This is a genomic window from Devosia sp. 1566 (assembly GCF_004005995.1).
Classification (GTDB): domain Bacteria; phylum Pseudomonadota; class Alphaproteobacteria; order Rhizobiales; family Devosiaceae; genus Devosia.
Genome location: NZ_CP034767.1, coordinates 2,173,975 through 2,190,633, shown reverse-complemented (window position 1 = coordinate 2,190,633; position 16,659 = coordinate 2,173,975). Strand labels below are relative to the sequence as shown.

Below are 16,659 nucleotides of genomic sequence, written 5' to 3'. Positions count from 1 at the left end.
TCTTACCCAAAGGTTAATTTTTGCAGTGGGTAACACGGACCGCTCGATGCGCGCAAACTGCGCCGTCGATTTAATAGGGTATTCACGCCAGCCCCTTAGGCTTGGACAACCGGTCGCGTTCTTGGCCGTAGTTGTTCAAGTGGAAAACCATGGCCAATCCCTCAGCATCGCTCCCCCAGCAGTTCTCGCCTAGCGAGGCCAACAAAGGGGGCCCGATCGATCGCTTGCACCTGGCTCGCCAGTGCCTGGGTGACGAGGGACTGGAGCAAGAAGTGCTGCGGCTGTTCCACGACACGATCAAGAGCTATATGGCTCGGCTGCAGCGGGCCGAAGATGGGGCGGAAACGCGGATTGCCCTGCACACGCTCAAGGGCGCTGCACGCGGAGTAGGGGCCTGGACGGTTGCCGATCAGGCGCAGGCTGCCGAGGAGGAACTGGCCGATGCTGCGGTGGTCGGGCCGGAGCGCTTTGCCGACCTCGCCATGGCTGTGGAAGAAGTGAGCGTCTTCATCGCCGGCATGCTGACCGACGACTTAAATTAGCAGGTGCGCCGCGCACCGCTGCCGGTGAGGCCTGCGAGGACCTCCCGGCCGCTTTGCGCTGTGCACAACGCAGGAATTTGACGGCTTGCCTTGCCAACGCCTATAGAGCGCCCGATATCTAATGCGCTTTCAGGTGCATCGCCGCCCATGGTTGATGGCCACCAAGACAAGGCCCCACCCCGATGACTATGCCGACCCTGGCGCCCGAGCTTTCGCCGCGCGCCGTTTCCACCGAAGCTTACCGTACGCGCCGGACCTTTGCGATCATTTCGCACCCTGACGCCGGCAAGACGACGCTCACCGAGCGCCTGTTGGCGGCTGCCGGTGCCATTCAGCAGGCCGGTGCCGTGCGCGGCAAGGCGGGGCAGCGCTCCACCCGTTCGGACTGGATGGAAATGGAGCAGCAGCGCGGCATTTCCATCACCTCCTCGGTGATGACCTTTGAATATGACGGGCTGACGCTCAACCTGCTCGATACGCCAGGCCACTCCGACTTTTCGGAAGACACCTACCGCACCCTGACGGCGGTGGATGCCGCGATCATGGTGATCGACGCGGCGAAAGGTATCGAATCGCAGACGCTCAAGCTCTTTGAAGTGTGCCGACTGCGCGATATCCCGATCATCACCTTTATCAACAAGGTCGACCGCGAAGGGCAAAGCCCGCTCGATCTGATCGATGAAATCCAGAGCAAGCTGGCGCTCGACCTTACCCCCGTGCTGTGGCCGATCGGACAGGGGGTGGATTTCGGCGGCTATATCGACTTGGTTGAAAAGCGGGTGGTCAACCCGCAGGGCAAGACCATTGCCGAGTTCGACGAACTCGAAGACCTGCTCGACAACGATGCCCTGGTCGACAATCCTGTGTTCATGGCGGCGCTGGAAACGCTCGAAATGGCGCGCGCCATGTTGCCCGCCTTCGATCTCGACACCTTCCACCAGGGCCACCTCAGCCCGGTCCTCTTTGGCTCGGCACTCAAGGGCGTCAGCGTTGCCGAACTGCTGCGCACGCTCGGTGACTGGGGCCCCGAGCCGCGGCCCCAGCCGGCTCTGCCCGCGCCCATCGCCCCGGCCGATAAAAAGGTCACCGGCTTTGTGTTCAAGGTGCAGGCGAATATGGACGCCAATCACCGCGACCGCATCGCCTTTGTGCGCCTGTGCTCAGGTAAGTTCGAGCGCGGCATGCGCCTCAAGAATGTTCGCTCGGGCAAGGACATGGCCGTTTCCAACCCGATGTTCTTTTTCGGCAATAACCGCGAATTGGCCGAAGAAGCGGTGGCGGGCGATATCGTCGGCATCCCCAACCATGGCACCCTCTCGGTCGGCGATACGCTGACCGAAGGCGCGACGATCAACGTTACCGGCATACCCAATTTCGCGCCCGAAATTATCCGCCGCGTCCGCCTCACCGATCACATGAAGACCAAGCAGATGAGCAAGGCCCTGTCGGACCTTGCCGAAGAAGGCGTCACCCAGGTGTTCCGTCGCATGGTCGGCGCGGACTGGATCGTGGGTGTCGTCGGCCAGCTGCAGCTCGAAGTGCTGTCCGCCCGGGTCGCCAAGGAATATGGCGTGCCGATCACCTTTGAATCGCTGGGCTATGAAGTGGCGCGCTGGGTTGAAAGCGACGATCCCGAAGAGCTCAAGCGCTTCATCGCCGCCCAGAAGGTCAACATGGCCGAGGATCGCACGGAAGCGCCGGTGTTCCTGGCGCAAAACGCCTGGTGGGCCGATCGCGCCAAGCAGGATTGGCCCAAGATCCGCTTCCTCACCACCAAGGAACGGCATTGACCACTTCCGAGCGCATCGAAGAGTTTCTTCTGGCCGTCAAGACCGCGTTCAACACCGGTACGTTGTTGCGCCTCAAGCTTGGTGGCTACCATGGCAGCGAGCCCGAGCTCAAATCGGTCGACGTCAAGAAGATCGTCGCCAAGGGGGTGGAGAAGTTCAGCTTCACCTTCCACTACAAGACGCGCGACATCATCAAGAACCAGATTCAGCCCGAAGCGCTCGCAACGCTGCGCGCCGGCCTCAAGGCCGAATTCCGCAGCGCCCAGCTCGCCACCACCGAGTTCGACCTGAGCTTTGAACGCAATGGCGACAAGGTGCGTCTCAAGCGCACCGAGGTCGAGGGGCGGGAAGCGGCTCCAACCGAGCACAACCGCGCCAAGAACCGTCCGCTGACCCAGACCGACAAGCCTTATCTCAAGGCACTCGGGATTGCCGGCAAGGACGGGACCGTGCGCAATGATGCGCAGGACAAGTTCAGGCAGATCAACAAGATGGTGGAGATCTTTGCTCCACTGATTCAGGGGATCAAGGCCGACGCACCCCGCATCGTCGATATGGGCGCGGGGAAGGGCTATCTCGATTTTGCGCTCTACGACTTTCTTGCCGGGCAGGGGCGTCCGGCCGAGATCGTCGGCGTTGAAATGCGGCCCAAGCTGGTTGAAGACGGCAATGCGACCGCGGCAGAATCGGGTTTTACCGGCCTCAGCTTCGTGCCCGGAACGATCATGGACTATAACGCTGGTGGCGCCGATGCCGTTATCGCGCTGCATGCCTGCGACACCGCGACCGATGACGCAATCTACAAGGGCATCAAGGCGGGGGCCGCGCTGATCGCGGTGGCCCCTTGCTGCCACAAGCAGATTCGGCGCGAGATGGAGGCCGGGCAGGCGGACGATCGGCTGGGCGTGCTGCTGCGGCATGGCACGTTCCTCGAGCGGCAGGCCGAGATGGTCACCGATACGCTCAGGGCCCTGCTGCTGGAGCTGAGCGGATACCGCACCAAGGTCTTCGAGTTCGTTTCGGATGCCCACACGCCCAAGAACAATTTGATCGTGGCCGAAAAAGATGGTCGCGCTGGACGCGACCGCGACACGATCTTGCGCCAGATTGCCGACACCAAAGCCATGTTCGGCATTCGCCAGCATTATCTCGAAACCCTGCTTCACTCCGACGCCCAAACACAACAGCCTGGATCGCCATGACCAAGATCACATTCGTTCAGAAGGACGGGGAACGCATCGAAACCGAAGCCCAGAACGGCGCGACGGTGATGGAGGCGGCCATCATGAATGGCGTGCCGGGGATTGTGGCCGAATGCGGGGGCGCCTGCACCTGCGCCACCTGCCATGTCTATGTCGACCCGGCCTGGGAAGAAACCGTTGGCGGGCCCTCGGCCATGGAAGAAGACATGCTGGACTTCGCCTTTGACGTGAAGCCCTCGAGTCGGCTGAGCTGCCAGATCAAGGTGCGCGATGCCCTTGATGGCCTGGTCGTGCATGTTCCGAGCCGCCAAGGCTAGGATTTCCCGCCGCGCAATTTTCGCGCGAGAGCGTTTCGACGCATTATTTTGGCCCGGCTCTGGTCGGGCCTCTTTCCCTGTTCCAAGCGTAGGCGCCGCAGGGAAAAACCCGGCTTAACTGCACCCCGGGGCCTGTTTCCGCTGGCCGGGATGGGCTAATTTCCGGGCGTCTACAGTCAGGGTTGAAATGGGTCGCCTCAACACATTTCCGTTGAGCTTGAAAGTGCAGGGTCGTCGCATCGTCATTGTTGGCGGTGGCGAAGAAGCCCTCAACAAAGCCCGGCTCGCTGTTAAGACTACCGCGCTAGTCGTGATTGTCTCTCCTCATCTGGAAGCAGACTTTTCAGCGCTGCCGGTGGAGGTTCTTGAGCGCCGGTTCCAGCCGTCGGATCTCGATAACGCCGCGATGGTGTTTGTGGCGGACGAGGGGCCTGACGCTTCGGTTGCAAAGGATGCGGCTCGGGCTCGCAATATTCCTCTCAATGTCGTTGACGTTCCGGGCGAATGCGACTTCTTCACGCCGGCGATCATCGATCGGGCGCCGCTGACCATCGCCATCTCCAGCGAAGGGCGAGCGCCCGTGCTTGCACGCTTGGTGCGGGCGCGCATCGAGGCCGTGCTGTCGCCGCGGTTGGGCGATTTGGCGAGTCTTGCCGGTGGTTTACGGCACCGCGTTGAGAGCTTGATTCAGGATGGCGGCGCCCGGCGCCGGTTCTACCAGGCTCTGGTGACCTCTCCCGAGATCGAGCGGGCGGAAGCGGCTGGGCGTGGCCATGAAGCGGCCGAGAGCCTGCTGGCGGCGCATGTCGAGGGTGGCAGCGGGGCGGGCGTGGTCTGGCTGATCGGAGCCGGGCCCGGATCGGAAGATCTGCTGACCTTGCGCGCCCAGCGGCTGCTGCAGGATGCCGATGTGATCGTGCATGACCAGCTCGTGCCCGATGGGGTGGTGCAGATGGCGCGCCGCGATGCCGAGCAGATCGCCGTTGGCAAGGCCAAGGGGCATCATTCCTTTTCGCAGGCACAAATCAACACGCTGCTGGTGCGGCTAGCCAGCGAAGGCAAGCGCGTGGCGCGCCTCAAGTCCGGCGACCCCATGGTGTTTGGCCGGGCTGGCGAAGAGATCGCGGCACTCCGCAAGGCGGGGATCGCCTATCAGGTGGTGCCCGGCGTCAGCGCGGCGCTGGCCGCTGCGGCCGATACGGCAACGCCAGTGACCCTGCGCAAGGTGTCGAGCGGCTTCATCATGGCAACGGCCCACGGCGCCGAGGATGACGAATTGCAGCATTGGGCTTTGCTGGCGGGGGCCGGCATGACGCTGGGCCTTTACATGGGCAAGTCGATTTCGGCCCAGGTCGCAGCCCGGCTGGTGGCGCATGGCGCGAGCGAGACGCTGCCGGTGGGTATTGTGGTCAATGCCGGTCGGGCGAACCGCACGCTCTATTCCTGCACGCTCGGCGCCCTGGCGAGCAACCAGCTCGATTTTGCGGATGGGCCTGCGGTTATTCTGGTGGGTGAGGCTGTGGCTGAAGGCGACTGGGCGGAAGCCGCCCAGATGGCCGCTTCAAGCTTCAAGGTGGCATGACAATGGAAATCATTACGGGCAACGAGCTGCTTTCGGGCGGCACGGTTTATCTGGACGCGCAAGGCCACTGGGTTGAGCAGCTGCAAGCGGCGCGCCTCTTTGACAAGAGCGAGAGCGAAGCGCGCGACGCAGCCATCGCCGCGAGCAAGGCAACGGGCCGGATCGTCAGCATTGAAGTCGAGGACGTCAGCGTGGAAGCGGGGCAGATCGTGCCCAAGCGCCTACGCGAGCGTATCCGTGCGGCGGGGCCGACGGCACCGCTGACCTTGAAGGGCGAGATCTATGATCGCCAGCATCTGAGTGAGGACGGTCATGTATCGATATGACGAATTCGACGCGGCCTTTGTGCAGGGCCGTACCGCTCAGTTTGCCGATCAGGTGAAGCGCCGCATTTCCGGTGAACTCAGTGAAGACCAGTTCCGACCGCTGCGGCTGATGAACGGGCTCTATCTGCAGCTGCACGCCTATATGCTGCGCGTCGCTGTGCCGTATGGCACGCTGTCATCGCGGCAGCTGCGCAAGCTCGCCCATATCGCGCGCACCTACGACCGCGGCTACGGGCACTTCACCACACGGCAGAACATCCAGTTCAACTGGCCCAAGCTCCGCGACATTCCGCAGATCCTGGCCGAGCTGGCCTCGGTCGAGATGCACGCGATCCAGACTTCGGGCAATTGCATCCGCAATGTTACCACGGACCAGTTCGCCGGCGCCGCCGCCGATGAGATCATCGATCCCCGCCCGGTCGCCGAAATCATCCGGCAATGGTCGAGCCTGCACCCAGAATTCTCCTATCTGCCGCGCAAGTTCAAGATCGCGATCACCGGGGCGCGGGAAGACCGTGCCGCCATTCGCTTTCACGATATCGGCCTCCAGGCGGCGGCCAATGCTGCCGGCGAAACGGGCTGGGAAGTCTGGATCGGGGGCGGGCTCGGGCGCACGCCGATCACCGGCAAGCTGATCAACAGCTTCGTGCCCAACGAGCACCTGCTGGCCTATCTGGAATCCATCATGCGCGTTTACAATCGCTATGGCCGGCGGGACAACAAGTACAAGGCGCGCTTCAAGATCCTCGTTCATGAAGAGGGTCTTGAATCCATCAAGGGCCAGGTGGAAACCGAGTTCGCCGAAGTGCGCGGTGGCGTTCTGACCCTGCCACTGGAGGAGCTCGATCGCATCACCGCTTACTTCTCGCCACCGGCCTTTCGCGAGCAGGGCGCCGTGCGCATCGATGTTGAACGCGAAAAGATCCTCGATCTCGCTTTTGGCCGCTGGCTCGAAAACAACATCCATTCCCACAAACAGCCCGGTTATGCCTGCGTGACCGTGTCGCTCAAGCCCGTGGGCGGAGCGCCCGGCGACGCCACCGATGCGCAGATGGAGGCCGTTGCCGATCTGGCCGAGCGCTATTCCTTTGACGAACTGCGCGTCACTCACGAGCAGAACCTCGTTCTGCCCCATGTCGCGGTAGCCGATCTGCGCGTGGTCTATGATGGGCTGGTGGAGGCCGAGTTGGCCGACGGTAATATCGGGCTCATCACCGACATGATCTGCTGCCCGGGCCTTGATTTCTGCGCCCTGGCCAATGCCCGCTCTATCCCCATCGCACAGGCGATCTCGCATCGCTTCGCGGCGCCCGAGCGGCAGCGCGATATCGGCGAGCTCAAGATCAAGATTTCAGGCTGCATCAATGCCTGCGGGCACCACCATGTGGGCCATATCGGCATTCTGGGCGTCGAGAAAAAAGGCGGCGAACTCTACCAGATCACGCTGGGCGGCGACGCCACCGAGTCCGCCGCCATCGGGAAGATCCTGGGCCCGGGCTTTGAGGCCGACGAGGTGCCCGGCGCCATCGAAACCCTGGTCGACACCTATCTCGCCAACCGCCAGGGCGCCGATGAAAGCTTCATCACCGCCGTGCGGCGCTTGGGGGAAGCCCCGTTCAAGGAGGCCCTTTATGGCGCTGCCTGAGATCCTGGTAGAACCCAAGCCCGACAAGCTGCGCGCGCTGGGCATTGTCGCCCTCAACGGCATGTTCGACGACATGGATGCGCTTGGCGTGCTGCGTTATGCGGCGAGTGAAGTGCTGCCGGGGGACCTGGCCATCGTGTCCTCCTTTGGCGCGGATTCGGCCGTGCTGCTGCATGTGGCGGCGCAGGTCGACCCCTCCATCCCGGTGTTCTTTCTCGAAACCGGCAAGCACTTCGCCGAAACCCTCGAATACGTTGAAACGCTCAAGCGCCATCTCGGCCTGATCAATGTTTCGGCCGTGCTGCCTGACCCCAGCGATCTTGCCCGCTTTGATCCGGATGGGACCTTGTGGGAGAGTGATCCGGACTCCTGCTGCCACATCCGCAAAACCGAGCCGCTCGAGCCCATCACCGAACGCTTCGGCGGCTGGGTTACGGGCCGCAAGCGCTTCCAGACGGTCGAGCGCGGCGTGCTGCCGCATTTCGAGCTCACCAGCGACAACCGCATCAAGGTCAATCCGCTCGCCTATTTCAGCGATGCGGATGTGAACCAGTACAAGATCGAGCATGGCTTGCCCGAGCACCCGCTGTTCGCTAAGGGCTACAAGTCGATCGGATGCGCACCCTGCACCTCGGCGGTTGCCGAAGGGGAGGATCCGCGCGCAGGACGCTGGCGTGGGCTCAACAAGAAGGAATGCGGCATCCATTTCGACTTCAACGGAGCCATTGCCAATCCCATGACCCCTCCTGCTGCCCCGCTGACGCTGTTCAAGGATGGTGCGTTTATTGCGGATCCATTCAGGGCCTGGGGCGAAGGCGATGAGCCATCCACCGCCCGCTACAAGCATGTTCCGTTTGCCACTCTTGTGGCGAACCGGGCCGCATTCCTCGCCAACCCTCACCCCTTGGGGCTGCTGATTGTGGCGGGCGACAAGGTCGAAGACGTCGCCGGCGATCTGGGGCGCTTTGCTTCCGTTGCCGTGCAGTTCCCCGCCTTCACCGACGGGCGGGGCTATTCCACGGTACGCCTACTCACCGAGCGCTACGGTTTTGCCGGTGAGATCCGTGCCGTGGGCGATGTGCTGCAGGACCAAATCCCGCTGATGCGTCGTTGCGGGGTCAATGCCCTCGTTGTAACCCATGAGCCAACCCGGCAAGCTCTGCTGGAGAACCGGCTGCCCGAGATGGATATCTTCTATCAGCCGGTGGGGCAGGCCGAAGTGCCGATTGGCACTCGGCCCTATCTTCGCCGCGTCTCCTGAGGTAAGTCGAGCATGCTTATCAGGATAGGCGGCACAAGCGGCCGATCCTGACCCCATGCGTCATGACCTGTGAGCGCCCATGTGCCTGCAGGCGATCCGAAATTTGAGAGCAGGCGCCAAGCCGAAGCGGACTTGAGAACAGTATGAGCGGAACTGAAATCACCACCGATGTTGTTGTGATCGGCGCGGGCCCTTGCGGGCTCTTTGCCGCCTTTGAGCTCGGTTTGCTGGATCTCAAATGCCACTTCATCGACATTCTGGATAGGCCGGGCGGGCAGTGCGCCGAGCTGTATCCGGAAAAGCCGATCTACGACATCCCCGGCTTCCCGGTGATCACGGGCCAGCAGCTCACCGACAATCTGATGGCGCAGATCGCGCCGTTCTCGCCTGAGTTCCACTTCAACCGCATGGTCACTTCCATCGACAAGCAAGCCGATGGCTCGTTCCGTCTGGTGACCGATGCTGACGAGGTCTTCAACACCAAGGTGGTGGTGATCGCCGCGGGCGGTGGCTCGTTCCAGCCCAAGCGCCCGCCCGTCGAAGGTATCGAAGCGTTCGAGAACAAGTCGGTGTTCTACTCCGTGCGCCGCATGGACGATTTCCGCGGCCAGGATGTGGTGATTGTCGGGGGCGGCGACTCCGCACTCGATTGGACGCTTAATCTGCAGCCCATCGTCAATTCCCTGACCCTGGTGCACCGCCGCCCGGTCTTCAAGGCAGCGCCCGCTTCGGTCAACAAGATGCAGGAGTTGGTGGCCGAGGGTAAGATCAACTTCCTAACCGGCCAGATCGCGAAGCTCGATGGCGAGAATGGCCAAATAAACCATGTGCACTTGACCACCAGCGCCGGCGATCTGTCGGTGCCGGCGACCCGCCTGCTGCCGTTCTTCGGGCTGACCATGAAGCTGGGCCCGGTGGCCGACTGGGGGCTCGAGCTCAACGACAACACCATCGTGGTCGATACCGAAAAGTTCGAGACCTCGGTGCCGGGCATCTTCGCCATTGGCGACATCAACTCCTATCCCGGAAAGCTCAAGCTGATCCTGTCGGGCTTCCATGAGGCTGCGTTGATGGCGCAGGCGGCCAAGGCCATTGTCTCGCCCGGCGAGCGCGTGATCTTCCAGTACACCACCAGCTCCACCAAGCTGCAAAAGAAGCTGGGCGTCGCCTGATGGAAATTCACGTGACGGACCAGGCCGGGGAAACCCATACGCTCGAAGGGCTCGAAGGGTGGCGGGTGATGGAAGTCATTCGCGACTGGGGGCTCAACATCAAGGCCGAGTGCGGGGGCGCGCTCAGCTGCGCCACCTGCCATGTCTATGTTGACGCCGATTGGCTCGAAACTGTCGGTCCGCCGAGCGATGAAGAAGAAGATATACTCGACAGCGTCGGGGATGTTCGTCCCAATTCGCGCCTGTCGTGCCAGATCCTGATGGACGAGGGCCTCGACGGGCTCAAGGTTACGCTCGCGCCAAGTGCGGCCAAGGAATAAATCGCTGGTGTTGGCGGTTGTTTAACTCCCGCCGTGGACAGTAGTGGCAAGTTGATACTGTCTTTCCCCACGAGTGTCCCGATGAGCGCAACTTCATGCGAGGGCTGTCGCAATGCCGACGCCAATGCATTTTCGATCCCGTTCACCATGGCGTTCCAGCCCATCGTCGATGTTCCTGCTGGCAAGATCTGGGGCTATGAAGCCCTGGTACGCGGCGTGGGCGGGGAAGGGGCGTTCCAGGTCCTGAGCCAGGTCAACGAGCAGAACCGCTACGCCTTCGACCAAGCCTGCCGCGTCAAGGCCATCGAATTGGCCGGACCGCGTTTGCGCGGCAGTGACGCCAAGCTCAGCATCAATTTCATGCCCAATGCAGTCTACGAGCCCAAGGCGTGCATTCGGGCCACCCTGGCGGCGGCTGCCCGGACGCAGTTCGATCCTTCCCGGCTGATGTTCGAGTTCACCGAGAACGAGCGCATGGACAATGTCGCTCATGTCAGCCACATCGTGGCCGAATACCATCGCATGGGTTTCACCACGGCGCTGGACGATTTCGGAGCGGGCTATGCCGGGCTGTCGCTACTGGCGCAGTTCCAGACCGATCTGATCAAGCTCGACATGGAATTGCTGCGCGGCATTGGCAGTTCGAAGGTCAAGCAGGCCATTGTGCGCGGTCTTGCGGGTATCGCCGCCGAACTCGACATTACCTTGCTGGCTGAAGGCGTTGAGAGCGCGGAGGAACTTGCGGTGTTGCGCGGGATGGGAATTCGGCTGTTCCAGGGCTACTATTTCGCTCGCCCGCAGGTGGAAAGCTTCCAGGGCTTCAACGAGTTGGCCAAGGCTGCTTAAGCTATTTGGCGGCGTCCCCGGCCAGCTTGGTAAGCTCGGGGATGAAGTCGCGCACCATGGGCTGAGCCTGGGTCTTGAAGGGCAGGGGGCGGACGACGCGGATGGCTGCAATGCCGACGCGAACCGTCATCAAGCCATTCACCACGCCCTCACCCAGCCGGGCGGAGAGTTTGGCGGCCAGGCCCTGGCCGATCAGTTGCTCAACTAGCCCGTCGGTCAGCACTAGGCCACCCGTCACTGCTAGATGGGTGAGAACGGCGCCTAGCAGGCGCCAGGAGCCAAAGAAGCCCGGGCGAGCGCCGTAGAGCCGGGCGATCGCCCCGGCCAGCCGGAAGCTCTCGTAGACAACGAAGGCGACATCGACCAGCGCCCGGGGGGATACGGCGGTGACCAGCGCGACCCGTCGCGCGGAAGCGGCAGTGAGCGCCTTGGCGCGCGCGTCGAGCGGTGCCATCAAGCTCCGCTCGCCGAGCGCGATCATCTCGTGGCCGTCAAACAGATGCGGCAGGTTCTCCGCCACGGTTTGACGGGAGCGCGCCAGATCGGCTCGATCGGCATAAACGGCTTCGAGCCGCTGCAATGTGCGCTTGGCCGCATCGGCATCATTGCCCGTAAAGGCGCTGTCGGCGTCATGCCGGAGGGCATCGAGGACGCGCAGGCGGCGCAGGGCGAAGACTTCGCGGGCCGCAAGGGCGATGACGGCCACAACGAAAATCGCGAGGACAACCAGGCCCGCATAACCCAGCCAAAGATTGCTGGCGAAGAGGTCGCGGATCAACCGATCTGCGGCCAGGCCCAGCCCCGCTGACACCAGGATGCTGCCGGCGCCCCAGGCGAGCTTGCCCCAAAAACCCATCTTCTTGATCGGCGGGGCAACAAGATCTTCTTCGAGGCTCGGATCGAACTGGGGCTCGGCGATGACGACGTCGGTGGGGGCAAAGGCGCGCGGCGCGCGGCTGAGTTCGGGCGCCTGGGTCGGTTGATTGGTGGGATAGGCGACGGGGCGTTTCATGCCAGACGATCTCCCAGCAGGAAGTCGAGAGCCCGGTCGGACCGGATATGGGGGAGCACCACGTCCCCGCTCGAATTGTGCTCGAGGTTGCGCGGCGGGGTGAAGCGTAGGAAGTTTAGCGACACCGGCACGCCATCGGCAAAGAGGGAGTCTGGGCGGGCCGGCAGATCGCCGGGAAACAGCGCGATCTCGGTCTTGCCATCGTAGCGGGTGCCATCGAGCTCCTCGCCGGCCATGGGGGTGCCGATGATGGTAGGCAGGGTTTCTTCGCCTTCGGTGATCGTGCCTTCGCGAGTGGCCCGAATGGCTGCGAGGGCAATGGAGCGCGATTGCGCCCCGGCAAAGCGCGCGCGCTTGCTGGCATCGGCAACCAAGCGGTTGAGGATGGCTTCGAGCCGATCGTGGCTGGTGTGATGGACGTGATCGGCTTTGGTGGCCGCAAAGAGGATGCGATCGATCTTGCGCGTAAAGGGGCGCAGGAGCGGGTTGGTTTCGCCTTGCCGGAAGCAGGACAGCACGGCAGTCAGTGCCGTTTCGAGGTCGGCAACGGCAGCGGGTCCAGCATTGAGGGCGCGCAAGGTATCAACGAGGACGATCTGGCGATCGAGCCGGGCAAAGTGCTCGCGAAAGAACGGGCGTACCACCTGGTCCTTATAGGCCTCGTAGCGGCCCGCCAGCATGGCGTAAAGGCTCGAGCTGCGCGCTCCAGCAGTCAGCGGTAGCGGCGCAAAGGTCAGGGCGGGCGAGCCCTCAAGATCGCCCGGCAGCAGGAACCGGCCCGGCGGCAAGGTCGAGAGGGCGTCGTCTTCCCGGCTGCGGCGCAGATAATCGGTGAAGGCCGCGGCCAGCCGTTCAGCCTCGAGGTCGTTGGCCGCCGCCATGGGATCAGTTGCGGCCAGCAGTTCCAGGAACGGGCCGGCCTGCCGGAGCGAAACAGGCCGCTGCGCGCGCTCGAGCGCTTCCCGGCTCCAGTCCTCAAAGCTGAGCGCCAGCAGCGGCAGGTCCAGCAGCCATTCGCCGGGATAATCGACAATATCGAGATTGAGCGTGCGCGCGCCCCGCATTCCCGACAGCCAGCCGGACGACTGGTATTTCAGCACTAGCCGCAGTTGCGAAATACGCCGGGTCCCTTCGGGCCAGAAAGGTTCGCGGCTGGTGAGGGCTTCCAGATGCTGCTCATAGGCAAAGCGCGGGATGGTGGCTTCAGGATATTCGGCCAGCCGAGCACCGATGAAGCGCCCCTCGGCCATGACCGCAAAACCGGGAAGGCGCCCGCCGGTGAGGAGGTTATGCACGAGGGCGGTGATGAAGATAGTCTTGCCGGCGCGGCTGAGGCCCGTCACCCCCAGCCGCAGCGTTGGAGTGAAGGCCCCCGTCGCGGAATCGGCCAGATTGGCGAGAGCGATGCCCAGTTCGTCGACAAGGGTAGTGGGCGATCCTGCCACGCGGCTTTTCTCCGGTTCGGCTGCGAACATAGGGTGTTGTGCGGCCCGTTCAAGCCGCTGGGCAGATCACCTGGCGAGCCGCAGCTGTCACCGAACTGTCGTTCGGCCGTCGCGCAACTTTCAGGATGGCTGCTTACAGCTTGGAATGGTTCAAATCTATCCGCGTTCCAGGCTTGTTGAGGAGCTCATCCATGAACGATCAATCCCCTTTCCGAACTTCGCAGCTTGAGGCCGTCGACACAGCGCCACGCAACCCGACAACCAACCCCACTATGGGGGAGTTGATCAGCGCCCGTTTCTCGCGTCGTGGCTTCCTGCAGGGCTCGCTGGCGGTGTCCGCTATTGCCGCAACCATCAGCCCCCTTGCCTTGATGACGGCGGGGAAGGCGAAGGCCGCGGGAGGGTCAGCATTCAACTTCACCGAGGTTGAAGCTGGTATCGACGAGACACACCACGTAGCCGAGGGCTACGACGCCGATATTCTGCTGCGCTGGGGCGACGCCTTGTTCGCGGACGCGCCCGAGTTCAATCCCGCCGCCCAGACGGCGGACGCTCAGAGCCGCCAATTCGGCTACAACAACGACTATGTCGGTTATATCCCATTCGACGACTCATCCGAGCACGGTTTGCTTGTGGTCAATCACGAGTACACCAACCCGCACTTGATGTTTCCCGGCATCGTGGAAATCGTGGAGGGCGAGATCACGACCAAGCCGCTCACCAAGGATCAGGTCGACATCGAGCTGATGGCGCATGGCGGCACAGTGGTGGAAATCCGCAAAACGGATGGCAAGTGGGCCGTGGTTAAGGACGGAGCACTCAATCGTCGCATCACCGTCAACACGGAAATGGAAGTCACTGGTCCCGCCGCTGGCCACGATCGCCTCAAGACCAATGCGGACCCCACAGGCACTAAAGTCTTTGGCACCATCAACAACTGTGCCGGCGGCGTAACCCCCTGGGGCACCTACATCATGGCCGAGGAGAACATCCACGGCTACTTTGCCGGAGAACTCGCTCCCGACCACCCGGAAGCGGCGAACTACAAGCGCCTCGGCATCCCCGAAGGCTCTTATGAGTGGGCCAACTATTATGACCGGTTCGATCTGTCCAAGGAGCCCAACGAGCCCAATCGCTTTGGCTATGTTGTTGAAGTCGACGTCATGGATCCCAGCTCCATTCCCAAGAAGCGTACCGCGCTGGGCCGCTTCAAGCACGAGGGTGCAGAGTCCATCATAGCCAGGGATGGCCGGGTAGTGTTTTACCTCGGCGACGACGAGCGCTTCGACTATGTTTACAAGTTCGTAACCGCCGGAAAATTCAATCCGGATGACCGGACGGCAAATATGGACCTGCTCAACGAGGGCACGCTTTATGTCGCCAAGTTCGCTGAAGATGGCACTCTTGTCTGGATGCCGCTCGTGCAGGGCGAAGGCCCCCTCACGCCCGAGAATGGCTTTGCCAGCCAAGCGGATGTGGTGATCGCGACGCGGCTTGCTGCCGATCTGCTCGGGGCTACCAAGATGGATCGTCCTGAGGACATTCAGCCCAATGGCGTCAATGGCAAAGTATACGTGATGTTGACCAACAACACGAGGCGTGAGGCTGGACAGGAAGACGCCGCCAATCCGCGAGCCAAGAACGCTTTCGGCCACATCATCGAGATTGGCGAGACAGACGGCGACTTTGCGGCGACTAGCGGGACTTGGGATGTCATGCTCAAGTGCGGAGACCCCTCCGTCGCTGAAGTTGGCGCAACATTCTCGACTGCGACCACTGCAAATGGCTGGTTTGGCATGCCCGACAACTGTGCGGTCGATGCTGCAGGGCGCCTCTGGGTTTCCACCGACGGCAATAATCCGTCGGACACCGGTCGCACCGACGGCTTGTGGGCCGTAGACACCGAAGGCGATGCTCGGGCGACCTCCAAGCTGTTCTTCCGCGTCCCGGTAGGCGCCGAGATGTGTGGGCCATTGTTCACTCCGGACGACGAAACCGCCTTTGTCGCCGTGCAGCACCCCGCAGATGGTGGTGAGGACTGGGAGGGCTTTGGCCGCGTCTCGTACTACGAGGATCTGTCCACGCGGTGGCCGGACTTTGACGACGCCATGCCCGTGCGCCCATCTGTGGTGGTGATCACCAAGCAGGGTGGCGGCAAGATCGCCGTATAGGCAAAATGCGGGGAAAGCGCCGTAGCCTTCCCCGCATTTATTTAGTCCTCCGGCGTGCCGATGTTGCTGAGATCATAGGGCGTCGTCTGGTAGATCTCGTTGATCCAGTTCTGGAACAACAGATGGGCGTGACTGCGCCAACGGTTTTCGGGTTCGGCAGATGTGTCGCCGTTAGGGAACAAGTTGGCTGGAGGCAGGGTGTCGAGGCCCGCCTTGCGGTCGCGCTCGAACTCGTCGGCCAGCGAGCGGTTGTCGTATTCCAGGTGATTGAGGAAATAGACGGCCCGGTGCTGCCGGTCGCCCAGCATGCTGACCCCGATCTCGGGATTGTCGATCAGGATCTCGAGATTGCTGCCCAGCGTAGTACGATCGATGTCGTTGTAGCGCGACACCGGTATCATCGGGCTATCGGAGAAACCGCGCAGGAACGGCGAGCGCGGGTTGACCACCCGGTGCCGGAACACGCCGAACGCCTTGCTGTCCATGCGATAGCGCCGGGCGCCATGGAAATGGTGTAGCGCCGCCTGCGCACCCCAGCAGATAAACATGGTGTGATGGACGTTGGTTTGCGTCCAGTTCATGATCTCGACCATCTCGCGCCAATAGCGCACGTCCTCGAACGGGATATTGGCGATCGGCGCCCCCGTCACGATAAAGCCGTCGAACTTGCGTTCGCGCACCTCTTCCCAGGTCTGGTAGAAGCTGTTGAGATATTCTTCGGAGGTGTTCTTGGAGCGGTGATCGGTGATCCGCACCAGCGACAGGTTGACCTGGAGCGGGGTCGAGCCGATCAGCCGGGTGAACTGGGTTTCGGTGCGCTCCTTGTTGGGCATCAGGTTGAGGAGGCCGATTTCGAGCGGCCGGATATCCTGGCGCGCGGCGCGCGAGGAATCCATGACGTTGACGCCCTCGTCTTCGAGCGTCTTGCGGGCAGGTAGATTGTCGGGAATGCGAATAGGCATAGCGAGCCTCGTAGGGGCAGGAGATCATGGCGATGTCGGCAATGCGCGTCTCCCGGGGGGAGGCGC

General features: G+C 62.5%; 15 protein-coding genes. 12 read left to right on the top strand and 3 right to left on the bottom strand.

The features are described 5' to 3' along the window. Positions 1-149: 149 nt before the first annotated feature. From ELX51_RS10645 to ELX51_RS10595, 11 genes are all read left to right on the top strand, one after another. Positions 150-542, top strand: a complete 393-nt coding sequence (locus ELX51_RS10645) for an Hpt domain-containing protein (RefSeq protein ID WP_127753493.1) — start codon at positions 150-152, stop codon at positions 540-542. A gap of 182 nt (positions 543-724) precedes the next feature. Continuing rightward, positions 725-2,332 carry a peptide chain release factor 3 gene (locus tag ELX51_RS10640; protein ID WP_127753492.1) on the top strand — a complete coding sequence of 536 codons (1,608 nt, stop codon included), beginning with the start codon at positions 725-727 and terminating at the stop codon, positions 2,330-2,332. Further along, positions 2,329-3,534 (top strand): SAM-dependent methyltransferase, encoded by a 1,206-nt coding sequence (locus ELX51_RS10635; protein ID WP_127753491.1) that lies wholly within the window; start codon positions 2,329-2,331, stop codon positions 3,532-3,534. The genes ELX51_RS10640 and ELX51_RS10635 overlap by 4 nt, the downstream gene beginning before the upstream one ends. Further along, the gene (locus ELX51_RS10630; protein ID WP_127753490.1) at positions 3,531-3,851 is read left to right on the top strand and encodes a 2Fe-2S iron-sulfur cluster-binding protein; all 321 of its coding nucleotides are present in this window, start codon (positions 3,531-3,533) and stop codon (positions 3,849-3,851) included. The genes ELX51_RS10635 and ELX51_RS10630 overlap by 4 nt, the downstream gene beginning before the upstream one ends. Before the next feature lie 187 nt (positions 3,852-4,038). Next, positions 4,039-5,433: a siroheme synthase CysG gene (gene cysG, locus ELX51_RS10625; RefSeq protein ID WP_127753489.1), complete on the top strand. Its 1,395-nt coding sequence runs from the start codon at positions 4,039-4,041 to the stop codon at positions 5,431-5,433. A 2-nt stretch (positions 5,434-5,435) separates the two neighbouring features. Then, positions 5,436-5,759 carry a DUF2849 domain-containing protein gene (locus ELX51_RS10620; RefSeq protein ID WP_164854836.1) on the top strand — a complete coding sequence of 108 codons (324 nt, stop codon included), beginning with the start codon at positions 5,436-5,438 and terminating at the stop codon, positions 5,757-5,759. Continuing rightward, positions 5,746-7,404 (top strand): nitrite/sulfite reductase, encoded by a 1,659-nt coding sequence (locus tag ELX51_RS10615; RefSeq protein ID WP_127753487.1) that lies wholly within the window; start codon positions 5,746-5,748, stop codon positions 7,402-7,404. Before ELX51_RS10620 ends, ELX51_RS10615 begins: the two co-directional genes overlap by 14 nt. After that, entirely contained in the window at positions 7,391-8,665 is a 1,275-nt protein-coding gene (locus ELX51_RS10610) for a phosphoadenylyl-sulfate reductase (protein ID WP_127753486.1), read from the top strand. Before ELX51_RS10615 ends, ELX51_RS10610 begins: the two co-directional genes overlap by 14 nt. 143 nt (positions 8,666-8,808) lie before the next feature. Next, a complete protein-coding gene (locus tag ELX51_RS10605; RefSeq protein ID WP_127753485.1) occupies positions 8,809-9,837 on the top strand; it encodes an NAD(P)/FAD-dependent oxidoreductase in 1,029 nt (342 codons plus the stop codon). Next, entirely contained in the window at positions 9,837-10,157 is a 321-nt protein-coding gene (locus ELX51_RS10600; protein ID WP_127753484.1) for a 2Fe-2S iron-sulfur cluster-binding protein, read from the top strand. Before ELX51_RS10605 ends, ELX51_RS10600 begins: the two co-directional genes overlap by 1 nt. Positions 10,158-10,238: 81 nt before the next feature. Continuing rightward, on the top strand, positions 10,239-11,003 hold the full coding sequence (locus ELX51_RS10595; protein WP_127753483.1) for an EAL domain-containing protein: 765 nt from the start codon (positions 10,239-10,241) through the stop codon (positions 11,001-11,003). A 1-nt stretch (position 11,004) separates the two neighbouring features. Here the strand turns inward: ELX51_RS10595 and ELX51_RS10590 are convergent, their stop codons facing one another. Together ELX51_RS10590 and ELX51_RS10585 are read right to left on the bottom strand one after the other, a co-directional pair. Continuing rightward, complete coding sequence (locus ELX51_RS10590; protein ID WP_127753482.1) at positions 11,005-12,015, bottom strand: TIGR01620 family protein; 1,011 nt, start codon at positions 12,013-12,015, stop codon at positions 11,005-11,007. Then, a complete protein-coding gene (locus tag ELX51_RS10585; RefSeq protein WP_127753481.1) occupies positions 12,012-13,460 on the bottom strand; it encodes a YcjX family protein in 1,449 nt (482 codons plus the stop codon). Before ELX51_RS10585 ends, ELX51_RS10590 begins: the two co-directional genes overlap by 4 nt. Before the next feature lie 191 nt (positions 13,461-13,651). Here ELX51_RS10585 and ELX51_RS10580 point away from each other — a divergent pair, with 191 nt between their 5' ends. Then, positions 13,652-15,631: a PhoX family phosphatase gene (locus ELX51_RS10580; protein WP_127753480.1), complete on the top strand. Its 1,980-nt coding sequence runs from the start codon at positions 13,652-13,654 to the stop codon at positions 15,629-15,631. A gap of 41 nt (positions 15,632-15,672) precedes the next feature. Here ELX51_RS10580 and metA read toward each other — a convergent pair whose 3' ends face one another. Then, positions 15,673-16,593, bottom strand: a complete 921-nt coding sequence (metA, locus tag ELX51_RS10575; RefSeq protein WP_127753479.1) for a homoserine O-succinyltransferase — start codon at positions 16,591-16,593, stop codon at positions 15,673-15,675. Between the last annotated feature and the right edge of the window lie 66 nt (positions 16,594-16,659).